Here is a 13,646-nt window from a genome sequence, read left to right as displayed (position 1 = left end):
CGACCACCAGCACCGGGGCGGTGACCCCGGCCAGCAGGGCGTGCTGGTCGGGCCGGGCGGACACCACGCTGCGCACCGCCCAGCGCACCGAATCGGTGTTCACCGACTGCACGGCTGCCTGCACGGTCGCCACCACGTCCGGGCGGGTGCGCAGCGTCGTCGGGCCCAAGAAGGCGCGGACGGCCGAGCGGGTCAGCGGCGGCCGGATGCCGCCCAGCAACCTCGCCAACCGGAGCATGGCGGCGTACTGAATCTTTTGCGCGACAGGGGCTTTAGAGGCCGTGCAATTCATCAGCACCGCGCGGTCGAGGCGGTCGGGGTAGCGGGCGGCGAAGGTGCCGCCGATCATGCCGCCCCATGAGTTGCCGACGAAGTGGGCCCTGTCGAGGTCGAGCCCGTCCAGCAACTCGACGACGCAGCGGGCGCAATCGGTGAAGTCGAACATCGCGCGCAGCGGCGCACTGCCGCCGTGGCCGGGCGGATCGATGAGCACCAGCCGATGGCTGTCGCCGAAGCGCGCGGCCTGGCCGGCCCACAGGTCGCCCGTCATCAACAGGCTGGGCCACATCAGGACCGCGGGCCCGGTGCCCGCGCTGACCTGGACGTGCAGCGTTCCGAGAACCGTGTCGACGAACCGCGAAGCCAGCCGGGGGTTATTGGCGGTCACGCTGCCTCCTGACGTCCAATCGTGCGCGGCAGATGCCACACAGCCGTCCTGATGATTTTCCGCGTCGGTGATACTGATGCGGTGACGAACAACGATGTTCATCCTGACCTGCAACGATTTGTCCGCATCGCCCCACGCCGGCTCGTGGGTCCCCGGACCCTGCCGCTCATGCGGGCGGGGATCGCGTGGCGGGGACGCCTCGGCAAGCCCGTGGCCGGGGTCGAGGTGGTCACCCTGGATTCGGGGGCCGGCGTTCGGCTGTTCCGGCCCGCCGGGGTCACCGAAACCACGCCCGCGCTGTTGTGGATCCACGGCGGCGGATACGTGATCGGCACCGCCCAGCAGGATGACCAGCTCTGCAGCGGCTTCAGCAGGCGGCTGGGCATCACCGTCGCATCGGTGGAATACCGCCTGGCGCCCGAACATCCGTATCCCACGCCGCTGGAAGACTGCTATTCGGCGCTGACCTGGCTGGCCGGGCTGCCCTCGGTGGACCGCTACCGCATCGCCATCGGCGGCGCCAGCGCCGGCGGCGGCCTCGCGGCGGCCCTGGCCCTGCTGGCCCGCGACCGTGCCGAGCTCAGCCCGGCATTTCAGCTGCTGACCTATCCCATGCTCGACGACCGCAGCTCGGCCACCGCACCCCGGGCGCACTACCGGCTGTGGGACAACCGCAGCAACAAGTTCGGCTGGGCGGCCTATCTCGGCAACGCCGACCCCGCGGTGGCCGTCCCCGGCCGCCGCGACGACCTCAGCGGATTGCCGCCGGCCTGGATCGGGGTGGGCACGCACGACCTGTTCCACGACGAAGACCTCGCCTACGCCGAGCGCCTGACCGCCGCGGGGGTGCCGTGCCAGGTCGAAACCATTCCGGGCGCCTTCCACGGCTTCGACCTGGTGTTGCCGAAAGCCCAAGTGTCGCGGCGGTTTTTCGACAGCCAATGCAACAGTCTGCGCGCCGCGCTCAGCCCGGCCACCTGACAGCACCTCACATCGCGAAGTAGATCAGCTCACCGCCGATGACGGTCGCCGCCACCAGGCCGGCGTCCAGGGCGGCCAGCGCCGTCTGCGGCGGTTCGTTGAGCACGCACAGGTCGCCCGGCTGCCCGATGTCCACGGTGCGCGGCCGGCCCGGCTGATCGGCCCGGCCCAGGAACATCGTCAAAGCCTCTCGCGCCGAGACGCATTCGCGCGGGCCCAGGACGGCGCCCTGAACCGTGGTGCGGTGCACCGCGGCGCGCATCGCCGTCCAGGGATCGCCGTGGCCGAACGGCATGTCGGTGGACAGCGCGACCGGCACCCGCGCCTTGCGCAGGGATGCGACGCGCCATAGCTGATCGTGTTCGGCGGCGGGGACCTCGGCGAGGTATTGGTCGCCACGCTCGGCGACGAAGTTGGGCTGCGTCACCACCGTGACCCCGAGCTCGGCGAGGTCGGCCAGATTGTCGTCGGGCACCACCGCGGCGTGTTCGATGCGGTCCCGCGGGTGGCCGCCCGCCTCGCGCAGGGCCGCGATGGTCACCACCAGCTGGGCGGCGGTCACGCAGTGCACGGCGACGGGCCGACCGCTATCGTGCTGGTGCGTAACCCATTCCGTGAGCGCCTCGAGGTCCAGGCTGTCGTCGTGCAGGATCTTCTTGCCCGGTGACAGGAAGCTCAGCCGGGGCCGGAACTCGCCTCGCCGGTGCGCCTCCGTCAGCGACGCCATGTCGTCGGCGTCCAGGTCCGGGGTGGCGTCGGTGACGCCGGTGACACCGGTCGCGGTGATCCGGCGGCTCAGTTCGGCCAGATCGGTTTCGCGCCGCTGCAGGGCCAGCGACCAGCCGCGGTCGGCGCTGCGCAGCCGACCGTCGGGATGCTCGGACAGGCCGACCCGGCCCAGCGCTTCGGAATTGAGGATCCACAGCGCCCCGCTGCGGTGCTGGATGCGCACCGGAATGTGGGGAACGATGGCGTCCAGCGCACCCCGATCGAGTTCTCCGGCCACCGAATCGTGGTAGCCGACAGCGCGAATCCAGCCGTCGGGGCCCGGTGTGGCGTTGGTCAGCAATTGGGTGAGCTCGGTTTCGGTGCTGACCCCGGGCGGCCCGACGAGAAACGAATCCTGGGCCGAGGCCGCCGAGCGCAGGTGCACGTGGTGGTCGTGCAGGCCGGGCAGGACGGTGCCGCCGCGGGCGTACAGCACGCCCTCCCCCGGGCGCGCCACCAGGCCCTCACCCGGCGGCGCGATCTCTTCGATCAGCGCGCCCACCCGGATGTCCGCTGTCCTCCCGTCCAGCAAGGTGGCCCGCTGAATTAGCATGGTAGGCAACGCCTTTGGTCGACCAGGCGCCGCACCGCCTCGTTGTCGGCGCCCAGTCCGGACGCCGGCGGTGCGGCCGGTGGGGCCGACGGCGCCGACACGGGTGCGCCCGATGCCGAGGGCCCGGTCGGTAGCGCCGCGTAGGTCGCGGCGACCCCGGCCATGCAGATGCGGATCAACTCGCCGCCGCCGCGGCCCAGGGCTTCGGCCACCGCCAGGGCCGCCTCCAGCCCGGTCAGCGGGTCGGCGATGGCGTCGCCGCAGAATACCGGCCCGTCGGCGCCGGTGCCGACCAGCCCGCCGGCCACCGCGGTGTCGTCGCCGAATCCCGGTCTGTGGCCGTCGTATCCGGTGATTTGCAGCCAGATTCGGCCGGCGCGCGCCGTGACGTCCTCGGGCCCGAGCCCCCGGCGCGCCAGTGTCGCGGGGCGCGAGCCCTCAATGACGATGTCGCTGGCGGCCAGCAGTTCCCGCAGTTCGTCGGCCTGGGTGTCGAAATCGATTCCATAGCAGAGCTTTTGGCCGTTGATCCAGTCGAAAAAGGCCGGGTTCCCGGCCCGGGTGCCGTCGGGACGTCGCGGGCTTTCGACCTTGACGACGGTCGCACCGGCACGCGCGAGCAGGCCCGCGCACAAAGGACCCGCCCACATCGAGGACAGGTCGGCCACCAGCAGCCCCTGCGGGCCGCGCGGCGCCAACCGCGATCCCTGGACGCGGATCCGCGGCGGCGCGGGCGCCGCCTCGCCCAGGCCCGCCACCGGAATGTCGAGCAGCCCCGCGCGTTCGACGATCTCGGCCACCCGGTGGGTGCCCGCCCAGCGCTGCAACACCGGCCACGGGTCGGCGGGCATGTCGTCGGCCTGCAGCAGCGCCGGGACGGCGTCGAGGTCGTCGGCGCGCGACAGAGTCAGCGCGCACCAGCCATCCCGGGCGGCGAGCAGCCGCGTGGCGCCGCCCGGTGACACCCGCCCGGCGCGGCTCAAGCCCAGCAACGCCGCCCGCCCCGTCAGCACGCTCGGCGCATCGACACCGACGCCCAGCCTGTCGCCGATGGCCGCCGCGATCTCGTCGGCGCGGGTCAGCAGGTTGGCGCGGGAGAAGTCGGCGGGACCGTCGGGCAGGCCGGTCAAATAGGCCAGCCCGCTACTTCCCCATTTGGTGGCGGCCGAGCTCACGTCCCCATTGTGCGCGTGGCGCACGTCGGCCTCAGAACTGCAGCGCGTGAAACCGCCAGTCCAGCACCGGACGGTCCGGCTCGGCCGCGGTGTCGCTGACCGCATAGACCAGCGAACGCAGTCCCAGCACGCCCCCGTGCCCGGTGGGCTCGGCCGATTCGACGTGCAGTTCGCTGTAGAGGGTGTCGCCCTCGTGCACCGGCCCGGTGTGATCGCAGGATTGCCAGTTCAACACCGTCACCAGATTGGGCAGTAACCTGCCGGCCTGCGCCAAGGCCAGCCCGATGGTATGCCCGCCGTACACCAGCCGACGCCCACTGACTCGCGAATCATGGTGTGTGGCAGCGATATTCAAGGTCAGCCGGGCGAGCTCGGGTGCACTGCTCACCACGTCGGCGGTGCTGTGTAGCACCGAACCCGCCAGGCCGGCGTCGAAGTGCGGACCGGGCACCTTGTTGCGGAACACCTCGCCGTCCCATTGCGCGGTCGGATCGTGGGCCGGGCCGGGCACGTCGGCGCCGATGCCGGACAGATCGTCGTGCGGCCCGTCCTCGGGCTGCCAATCCGGGCCGGCGGGCAGCATGCCGCAGCGGTAGAAGTCGAGCACCAATTGATCGGCCTGGTCGATGGTGATCATCCGCAGCGCCGCCAGCCCCGTCGGCGCCCGCCCCGGCTTGGGCGAATTCGCCCGCAGCCCAACCACTTCGGTGCGGGTGTAGAGGGAATCACCGATCACCGGGAAACGGTGAAACACCAGGCCCCGATAGAACAGGTTGGCCTTGACCCGCTGGGTCACCAGCGTCGACTGCCCGATCGCCACGTCGCACACCAGCCCCGGATGGGCCAGCGGCGCCGGCAGGCCCGTCACCGCCGCACACAGGTCGGCGTCCAGCGCCAACCGCAGCCGGTCGCCGACGATCGCCTGATGGGCCCCCGCCAACCCGGACGACAGCGTCATCGACGGCGCCCAGTCGAACACCTGCCCCACCGAGAGGTCGTCGAAGTACGGCCCGCCCTCGCGGATTGCCGCATACCCGTCACTCGTCACAACGCCCCATGCTGGCAGGCTGTGGAATCAAGGGTCAATTCGGATCAAACCCCCAACGTCGACTTGCTGACGTCAATTCGTACGGTTTTGCCCATCAAGTCGACGTTCGGCGCAATCGGTTAGGTGATCACAGGTGAACGACGAAGAAGAGATGCTGGTCGCCACGGTGCGGGCGTTCATCGACCGCGGCGTCAAACCGAGCATCCGCGAGTTCGAGCACGCCAACACCTACCCCGAGGCATGGATCGAGCAGATGAAGCGGATCGGGATCTACGGTCTGGCCGTTCCGGAGGAATACGGCGGGTCGCCGGTCTCCATGCCGTGCTACGTGCGAGTCACCGAGGAATTGGCGCGCGGCTGGATGAGCCTGGCCGGTGCGATGGGCGGCCACACCGTGGTGGCCAAGCTGCTGACTCTGTTCGGCACCGAGGAGCAGAAGCGGAGCTACCTGCCGCGGATGGCCAGTGGCGAGGTGCGCGCCACTATGGCGCTGACCGAACCCGGCGGCGGTTCGGATCTGCAGAACATGACCACCACCGCGCTTCCCGCGGCTCCCGGCGACGCCGATCACCTGGTGATCAACGGATCCAAGACCTGGATCAGCAACGCGCGCCGTTCCGGGCTGATCGCGCTGCTATGCAAGACCGACCCAGACGCCACGCCCCGCCACAAGGGCATCTCGATCGTGCTCGTCGAGCACGGGCCGGGCCTTACGGTGTCGCGGGACCTGCCGAAGCTGGGTTACAAGGGCGTCGAGTCGTGCGAGCTCTCGTTCGACGACTTCCGGGTGCCCCGCTCGGCGATACTGGGTGACGTTGCCGGCGAAGGCTTTTCACAGATGATGAAGGGGCTCGAGACCGGACGCATCCAGGTGGCCTCCCGCGCCTTGGGCGTCGCCACCGCCGCGCTCGAAGATGCGCTGGCCTACGCCCAGCAGCGCGAGAGCTTCGGCCAACCCATCTGGCAGCACCAGTCGATCGGCAACTACCTGGCCGACATGGCGACCAAACTCACCGCGGCCCGCCAGCTCACCCGGTACGCCGCCGAGCGATACGACAGCGGCGAACGCTGCGACATGGAAGCCGGGATGGCCAAACTGTTCGCCTCCGAGGTCGCCATGGAGATCGCGCTGAACGCGGTGCGAATCCACGGCGGCTACGGCTATTCCACCGAATACGACGTGGAACGCTACTTCCGGGACGCGCCGCTGATGATCGTCGGCGAAGGCACCAACGAGATCCAGCGCAACGTGATCGCCCGCCAGCTGGTGACGCGGGGCGGGATCTGATCCGGCCCGCAAATCTCACGGACCGGAGCAAAGTTTGGGAGTATATTTGCCTGACTTCTCCGGCCGGCGAACCGGAACGGCAGTAAAGCTGTTCGCCAACCGAGGGAACCACAGGGAAAGGCAGCCGCCATGAGTTATCCTCCCGTGCCGCCCGGAGGTTCGCCAGAATGGCCGGGGCAGCGACCGGAATGGCAAGGCCAGCAACCGGAATGGCAGGCTCAGCAGCCGCCCGGGTGGCAGGGCCAGCCTCCGCCGGCCGGATGGCCGGCACCCCAGCCGGGATGGCAGGAGCCCGAGAATTATCTGGTTTGGGCGATCCTGGTCACGGTGCTGTGCTGCCTGCCGTTCGGAATCGTGTCCATCGTCCACTCCACTAAGGTGTCCGGGCTGTGGGCCCAGGGCCGCTACGCCGAGGCCCAGGAGGCGTCCAACAACGCCAAGAAGTGGGCCATCATCGGCGCGGTCGTGGGTGCCGTCGCGGCGGTGATCGGTGTGGTGCTGTGGTTCGCCATGTTCGCGGCGATCGTGTCGTCCATCCCGTCCACGACCACCACCACCTATTCGAGTTTCTGAACCTCGTCAACCAACCCCCATTCCAGCGCGGTCGGCGCGCCGACGGTGCGCCCGGACAACACGAGATACGCTGTGCGCCAACGGCCTATCCGCCGTGTGACGCTGACGGTGCCGCCGGCGCCGGGAAGCAGTCCCAGCGCCAATTCGGGTAGCCCGAACACCGCGTCGTCGCGGGCGGTGACCCACCCGCAGAACGCCGCCATCTCCAGTCCGCTGCCCATCACCCGGCCGTGCACCTCGGCCCGGCACGCCCGGCCGAGCCTGGCGGCCAGCGCGTCGAGCGCCAGGGCCGGGCTGTAGCGGGTACGGGCCAGGTGTGCACTCGCCGGGTCGGAGAACGTGCCGAACTCGGCGAGGTCGCCGCCGCTGCAGAACGACGGGCCGTTGCCGCTCAACACGACGCCGGTGACCGACGGATCCAGCTGCGCGACGGCCAGGGCCTCCAACAGCGCCGCGCGCGCATCGGTGGAGAACGCGTTGTGCCGCTGGGGCCGGTTGAACGCGATGCGCACGACGTTGCCGTCGCGCGTCACCCGCACCGGGTCGGCGATCTCGGGGACGCGTGCCGGGCCCCGCTCGCTCAGCCACCGCGCGAACTCCGGGCCGGCCTGCAGGGTCGAGTACGCCAGCGACTCGGTCGTCACTCCGGACAGCGTCGGGCCCAGTGGGTCCACCGCGCGCAGGACGTCGTCACAGACCCCACTGGCGTGCGGCCACCGATCGCAGCGTGCCGTCAGTTCGTCCACCGTCGCCGACAGCGAGTCGACGGTGACCACCCGCCGGTCGGCGCAGGGATCTTCGGTCAGCGTGAAAGTTGCCGCCGCAAGCCAGGATTCGGCCGATTCGATGTCAGCGGCCGAGCCGACGGCGACGATCACCCCGGGCGGCGACCCCGGGCCGTCGTGCGGCGCACTCGACAGGTCGACCACCCGGAGCATGACTCACACCGAGTACTTCTCGATCAGCCCATTCTTGTAGAGCTTGCCGGTGTCGGTGCGCGGCAGCTGCGCTTCGAAGGCGATCGATCGCGGGCATTTGTAGTGCGCCAAGCGGTCTCGCAGCCACGCGGTCAGCTCGTCGGCGAATTCGTCGGTGGCATCGGCCGCGTCGACGGTCTGCACGGCCGCCACCACCCGCTGGCCCATCTCGTCGTCGGGCACCCCGAACACCGCGGCGTCCAACACCTTCGGGTGGGTGACCAGAAGGTTCTCGGCTTCCTGCGGGTAGATGTTCACCCCGCCGGAGATGATCATGTGGTGGCGCCGGTCGGTCAGGTACAGGTAGCCCTCGTCGTCCAGGTAGCCGATGTCCCCGACGGTGGCCCAGCCGTGCTTGTCGCGCGATGAGGCGGTTTTGGTTGGGTCGTTGAGGTATTCGAACGAGTACCCACCCTCGAAGTAGATCTCGCCGGCCTGTCCTGGCGGCAGCTCGTTGCCGTGCTCGTCGAGAATGTGCACGGCGCCGCCCATGGGTTTGCCGACCGAGCCCGGATGGGCCAGCCAGTCTTCGGCGGTGATCAGCGTCGATCCGTGCGCCTCGGAGGACGCGTAGTACTCGTCGATGATCGGCCCCCACCAGTCGATCATCTGCTTCTTGATCTCCACCGGGCACGGGGCCGCCGCGTGCATCACCCGCTGCAGGCTGGACAGGTCGTACGAATGACGCACCTGCTCAGGCAGTTTCAGCATGCGGGTGAACATCGCCGGCACGAATTGGCCGTGCGTGACCCGGTGGCGCGCGATGACGTCCAGGCAGCCTTCGGCGTCGAACTTCTCCATGACGACCGTGGTGATGCCGCCGGCCTGCGCGCTCATCGACCACACCGACGGCGCCGTGTGGTACAGCGGCGCCGGGCTGAGGTACACCGAATCGGGCGTCATCCAGAAACTGACCAGCGCCGACATCATGCCGGGCGCCTCGGCCGGTGGCACGTGCGGCAATTCGCGTTTGATGCCCTTGGGCCGGCCGGTGGTGCCCGACGAGTACTGCAGCAGGTCGCCCTCGATCTCGTCGGCGATCGGGGTATCGGGCAGTCCGGCAACGCATTCCGGGTAGCGCTCCCAATTCGGCAGGTCGCCATCGGCGATCAGCAGCAGCTCGGGCAGTCCGCCGGGGAGGTGCTCGGCCAGGCCGGCAAGCGTGTCGCGCAGCGCCGCCGAGCCGATGATGGCTTTGGCGCTGCTGTTGTCGATGATGTAGGCCGCCTCTGCCGCGGTCAGGTGGGTGTTGATCGGCACGTAGTACAAACCGCTGCGACGAGCCGCCCACATCACCGCGTGGATGTGCTCGTTGTTCTCCATCAGGATGGCGACCGTGTCGCCCTCGCGCAGGCCCGCCTGGCGGAACCGGTGCGCCAGGCGATTGGCTCGCGCTTCGAGGTCGTCGAAGGTGATGACCGTCCCGGACGGGTACAGGATGACAGCAGGTTTGTCGGCGCCGATATACGGGCGGATCTGCATGCGCAGACTGTACCGCCGCCAAACTTGACGGGTGTTAAGTGGTCGGCGGCCGCGGCGCCACCCCCGCTCCAGCAAAGCGTTTCGCGGCGCCGGCCGACGCCCTCGCGGCGCCGTCGCGATGCGCGCGTCCGGTCATTTTGGGCGCCGGCCGCGGCCCGCGGGAAAGTCGCCGCCGATAACGCAGTTAAGTACAGTGCCGTTGGCCGTGGAAGTTAGCCTTGGCGGGTACGCCACTTCGCACCGGAGGTGCGCATGACCGCCGAGCAGGCATCCGAGCCCGCGGCATGCGCCGCTGCCCCGCCGGCCCCCGCGGTCGCGCCGTCCGACTACGTCGACGGCATGGAGCGCCTGGTGCATGCGGTTCAGGAGCTCTCGCTGGCGCGCACCCTGCCCGACATCCAGCGGATCGTGCGCACCCGGGCCCGGGAGCTCACCGGGTGTGACGGAGCCACGTTCGTGCTGCGGGACGACGACCGGTGCTACTACGCCGACGAGGATGCGATCGCCCCGCTGTGGAAGGGCAGCCGCTTACCGATCAGGTCCTGCATCAGCGGGTGGGCGATGCTCAACCGCGACGCGGCGGTCATCCCGGACATCTACCGCGACTCGCGCATCCCGCACACCTTGTACCGCCCCACCTTCGTCAAGAGCCTGGTGATGGTGCCGATCCGCAAGCTCGATCCGATCGGCGCGATCGGAAATTACTGGGCCGCCCCGCATCAGCCGTCCGAACACGAGGTGCACCTGCTGCAGGCCCTGGCCGACTCGACCTCGATCGCCTTGGAGAACGTCCAGCTGTACTCCGAACTGGAACAGCGGGTGCGCGATCGCACCGCCGCGCTGGAGCGCGCCAACGAGGAGATCCGCCGGCTGTCGGTGACCGACGAGCTGACCGGGCTGAACAATCGTCGCGGCTTCTACCTGCTGGCCGAGCAGAAACTCCGTGGGGCCCACCACTTCGGCCACAACTGCGTGCTCGCCTTCCTCGACGTCGACGGCCTCAAGAAGGTCAACGACGAGCAGGGCCACGAGGTGGGCGACAAACTGCTCAGGGACGTCGCCCATGTGCTGCGGACGATTCGCCGCGAGTCCGACATCCTGGCCCGCATCGGGGGCGACGAATTCTGCGTGATGGTCACCGAGAACGGCGACGGCACAACGTCACTCGAGGAGCGACTCGCCGCGGCGTTCGGGAACTTCAACAAGACCGGGGATCGGCCCTACCGGGTGTCGGCCAGCATCGGGCTGGTGCGCGCACCGGTCTCCGACACCGCCGGCGTGGACGAACTACTGGCCCGCGCCGACGAGCTGATGTACGCGGAAAAGAAGGCCAGCCCCGATTCGCGTTTGGCGGGCTGATCGGTCAGCCCGCGCCCGAGGGTGGGTCAGCCGGCTTCGGACAGCCGCTGCTTGAGGGCCTCGAACTCGTCGCGGACGCCGGTGGGCAGCTTGTCGCCGACGAACTCGAACCACTCCTCGATGAGGGGCAGTTCCTCGCGCCATTCGGCCGGGTCGACCGCCAGCGCCTTGGCCACGTCGCCGCCCTCGACGTCCAGGCCGTCGAGGTCCAGGTCGTCGGCCGTCGGCACGATGCCGATCGGGGTGTCCTGGCCGCCGGCCTGATGCTCGATGCGGTCCACGATCCACTTGAGCACCCGGCTGTTCTCGCCGAAGCCCGGCCACAGGAAGCCGCCGTCGGAGTCGCGGCGGAACCAGTTGACGAAGAACACCTTGGGCAGCTTGGACTCGTCGGAGTTCTTGCCCAGGTCGATCCAGTGCTGGAAGTAGTCACCGACGTGGTAGCCCAGGAACGGCAGCATGGCCATCGGGTCGCGGCGCACGGTGCCGACCTTGCCCTCGGCGGCGGCGGTCTGCTCGCTGCCCATGGTGGCCCCCATGAACACGCCGTGCTGCCAGTCGCGGGCCTGGGTCACCAGCGGGACCGTGGTCTTGCGGCGGGCGCCGAACAGGATGCCGGAGATCGGCACGCCCTGCGGGTCGTCCCACTCGGGCGCCAGGATGGGGCACTGCGACATCGGGGTGCAGTAGCGCGAGTTGGGGTGGGCGGCCTTCTCGCCGGAGTCCGGCGTCCAGTCGCGGCCCTTCCAGTCGATCAGGTGCTGCGGCTCGCCCTCCAGGCCCTCCCACCAGACGTCGTTGTCGTCGGTGAGCGCCACGTTGGTGAAGACGGTGTTGCCGCCCTCGATGGTGCGCATGGCGTTGGGGTTGGACTTCCAGTTCGTGCCCGGCGCGACGCCGAAGAAACCGAACTCGGGGTTGACCGCGTACAGGCGGCCGTCCTTGCCGAACCGCATCCAGGCGATGTCGTCGCCGAGCGTCTCGGCGCGCCAGCCTGGAATGGTCGGCTGCAGCATCGCCAGGTTGGTCTTACCGCACGCCGACGGGAACGCCGCGGCGAAGTAGTAGGCCTTGTTCTCGGGGGAGATGAGCTTGAGGATCAGCATGTGCTCGGCGAGCCAGCCCTCGTCGTGGGCCATCGCCGAGGCGATGCGCAGCGAGTAGCACTTCTTGCCCAGCAGGGCGTTGCCGCCGTAACCCGAGCCGTAGCTCCAGATCTCCCGGGTCTCCGGGAAGTGGGTGATGTACTTGGTGTCGTTGCACGGCCACGGCACGTCCTTCTGCCCCGGCTCCAGCGGTGCGCCCACCGAGTGCAGCGCCTTGACGAAGAACCCGTCGTCGCCGATCTTCTCCAGCGCGGCCTTGCCCATCCGGGTCATCACCTTCATCGAGATGACGACGTACTCCGAGTCGGTGATCTCCACACCCAGCTTCGGGTCGTCGGCGCCCAGCGGGCCCATGCAGAACGGCACCACCCACATGGTCCGGCCGCGCATGCAGCCCCGGTACAGCTCGGTCATCGTGGACCGCATCTCCGACGGGTCCATCCAGTTGTTGGTCGGCCCGGCGTCGATCTCACGCTTGGAACAGATGTAGGTCCGCGACTCCACCCGCGCCACGTCGGACGGGTCGGACAGCGCCAGGTAGGAGTTGGGGTGCTTCTTCTCGTTGAGCTTCTTCAGCGTGCCCGCCTCGACCAGCTGGGCGGCCAGCCGGTGGAACTCCTCGTCGGAGCCGTCAGCGAAAACCACCCGGTCGGGCTGGGTGAGCTCGGCGACCTCCTGCACCCATGACAGCAGGCCCTGGTGATTCGTGGGTGCTGTGTCCAAACCGGGAATGGTCGCTGAGGTCATCGAACTCTCCTGGATCTTCTGCGTATCGGGCTCGTGCTGCTCGCTATGCTCTCGCCCACACAATTAAGGAATTGGTGGCGTTAACTACAGGTTATCGTGAGGACCTTGTCGGGTGAGTCTCGGGCAGGTATAAGCCTTCTCACAACAACGATTCAGAAGGTCCCGACGAATCGCCATCTTCGCTCCTCGAAACGGGTTTTTCGGTGTCGTCAGCGCCACCCTCTTCGGCGTGACTTTCGTCCTCTCGTATACCCGGTTCTCCCAGTTCTGCACGCACCGCCGCCAGCGCGGCCGTCACCGCCGGCATCTCCCGATCCCGCGCCGCCGCGGCCCGCGCGGCGGCCAGGGCGTGCTCGCGCAGTTCGGCGTCGATGACGCCGACGGCGGCCGACACCTGGGCGTTCTCGGCCTCGTCCTGGGCCAGCAGCCCTTTGCTCAGCACCGACTCGGCGACCAGCACGCGGGTGGCGACCAGCTCCTCGACGACCGACTGCAGCGCGGCCGTCACGTCACCCGTCCAGCGGTCCAGCAGCGACCGGTCGTGCAGCAACGCCCGGATGTTGATCACCATGTAGGTGAGCGCCAGCGAGATCGCCACGCACGCCAGGGCCGCGACGACGGCCAGCGCCGGGTTCAGCCGCGACACCGACCTGAAGCTCGCCGAGGTGGCGCAGGCGGTGCACGTGCCGATGGAACTGCCGCCGCTCGAGCAGCTGCCCAAGGTCGATGCGGCGCCGCCACCGCTGAAATCGCGCCGGCAGGAAACCTGGCTGATGGTGGTGCTGGGCGTCGGGTTCGGACTCGGGGTGGCGCTGACCTTGAGCCGGCTGATGAGCGGCGTGGCCTCGCGGCTGAACCCGGCGCTGGCCGTCGTCGCGGCCCTGGCGTGCGTGGCGATCTCGCTGGCGCTCACCTACATGGT

General features: G+C 69.2%; 11 protein-coding genes and 2 pseudogenes. 5 read left to right on the top strand and 8 right to left on the bottom strand.

Going from position 1 to position 13,646, the window contains the following annotated elements:
- The coding region (locus A5646_RS01985; protein WP_067019496.1) for an alpha/beta fold hydrolase at positions 1 to 568 on the bottom strand (568 nt) is incomplete at its 3' end.
- A gap of 180 nt (positions 569 to 748) precedes the next feature.
- On the opposite strand from A5646_RS01985, the gene A5646_RS01980 reads away from it, so the two are divergent.
- Entirely contained in the window at positions 749 to 1,648 is a 900-nt protein-coding gene (locus tag A5646_RS01980) for an alpha/beta hydrolase (RefSeq protein ID WP_067019493.1), read from the top strand.
- Positions 1,649 to 1,655: 7 nt separating this feature from the next.
- On the opposite strand, the gene A5646_RS01975 is transcribed toward A5646_RS01980, so the two are convergent.
- From A5646_RS01975 to A5646_RS01965, 3 genes are read right to left on the bottom strand one after another with little or no spacing between them, the layout of a single operon-like run.
- Positions 1,656 to 2,969, bottom strand: a complete 1,314-nt coding sequence (locus A5646_RS01975; RefSeq protein ID WP_066866032.1) for an amidohydrolase family protein — start codon at positions 2,967 to 2,969, stop codon at positions 1,656 to 1,658.
- Positions 2,963 to 4,144, bottom strand: coding sequence for a CoA transferase (locus A5646_RS01970; protein WP_066866034.1), 1,182 nt, complete (start codon positions 4,142 to 4,144; stop codon positions 2,963 to 2,965). The genes A5646_RS01975 and A5646_RS01970 overlap by 7 nt, the downstream gene beginning before the upstream one ends.
- 31 nt (positions 4,145 to 4,175) lie before the next feature.
- Complete coding sequence (locus A5646_RS01965; RefSeq protein WP_066866037.1) at positions 4,176 to 5,192, bottom strand: MaoC family dehydratase; 1,017 nt, start codon at positions 5,190 to 5,192, stop codon at positions 4,176 to 4,178.
- A 133-nt stretch (positions 5,193 to 5,325) separates the two neighbouring features.
- On the opposite strand from A5646_RS01965, the gene A5646_RS01960 reads away from it, so the two are divergent.
- Both A5646_RS01960 and A5646_RS01955 read left to right on the top strand, forming a co-directional pair.
- The gene (locus tag A5646_RS01960) at positions 5,326 to 6,480 is read left to right on the top strand and encodes an acyl-CoA dehydrogenase family protein (protein WP_066866039.1); all 1,155 of its coding nucleotides are present in this window, start codon (positions 5,326 to 5,328) and stop codon (positions 6,478 to 6,480) included.
- Positions 6,481 to 6,609: 129 nt separating this feature from the next.
- The gene (locus tag A5646_RS01955; protein WP_066866041.1) at positions 6,610 to 7,053 is read left to right on the top strand and encodes a CD225/dispanin family protein; all 444 of its coding nucleotides are present in this window, start codon (positions 6,610 to 6,612) and stop codon (positions 7,051 to 7,053) included.
- On the opposite strand, the gene A5646_RS01950 is transcribed toward A5646_RS01955, so the two are convergent.
- A complete protein-coding gene (locus tag A5646_RS01950; RefSeq protein ID WP_067019490.1) occupies positions 7,038 to 7,991 on the bottom strand; it encodes an enoyl-CoA hydratase/isomerase family protein in 954 nt (317 codons plus the stop codon). The two genes, A5646_RS01955 and A5646_RS01950, sit on opposite strands and share 16 nt — an antisense overlap.
- A 3-nt stretch (positions 7,992 to 7,994) precedes the next feature.
- Positions 7,995 to 9,512: a fatty-acid--CoA ligase FadD4 gene (gene fadD4 / locus A5646_RS01945; RefSeq protein ID WP_066866045.1), complete on the bottom strand. Its 1,518-nt coding sequence runs from the start codon at positions 9,510 to 9,512 to the stop codon at positions 7,995 to 7,997.
- Between the two features lie 252 nt (positions 9,513 to 9,764).
- Here fadD4 and A5646_RS01940 point away from each other — a divergent pair, with 252 nt between their 5' ends.
- Positions 9,765 to 10,871, top strand: a complete 1,107-nt coding sequence (locus A5646_RS01940; protein WP_067019487.1) for a sensor domain-containing diguanylate cyclase — start codon at positions 9,765 to 9,767, stop codon at positions 10,869 to 10,871.
- A gap of 26 nt (positions 10,872 to 10,897) precedes the next feature.
- Here A5646_RS01940 and A5646_RS01935 read toward each other — a convergent pair whose 3' ends face one another.
- Positions 10,898 to 12,724, bottom strand: a complete 1,827-nt coding sequence (locus A5646_RS01935) for a phosphoenolpyruvate carboxykinase (GTP) (RefSeq protein WP_066866049.1) — start codon at positions 12,722 to 12,724, stop codon at positions 10,898 to 10,900.
- Positions 12,725 to 12,863: 139 nt separating this feature from the next.
- Positions 12,864 to 13,376, bottom strand: a pseudogene (locus tag A5646_RS01930) (hypothetical protein); the annotation flags it as partial.
- Between A5646_RS01930 and A5646_RS01925 the strand changes: the two are divergent.
- Positions 13,300 to 13,646 (top strand): annotated as a pseudogene (locus A5646_RS01925) (hypothetical protein); the annotation flags it as partial. The pseudogenes A5646_RS01930 and A5646_RS01925 sit on opposite strands and share 77 nt — an antisense overlap.

Origin of the sequence: Mycobacterium sp. 1245499.0 (assembly GCF_001673615.1) — a bacterium.
Classification (GTDB): Bacteria; Actinomycetota; Actinomycetes; order Mycobacteriales; family Mycobacteriaceae; genus Mycobacterium; species Mycobacterium europaeum_A.
This window is presented reverse-complemented; position numbering and strand designations above follow the sequence as displayed.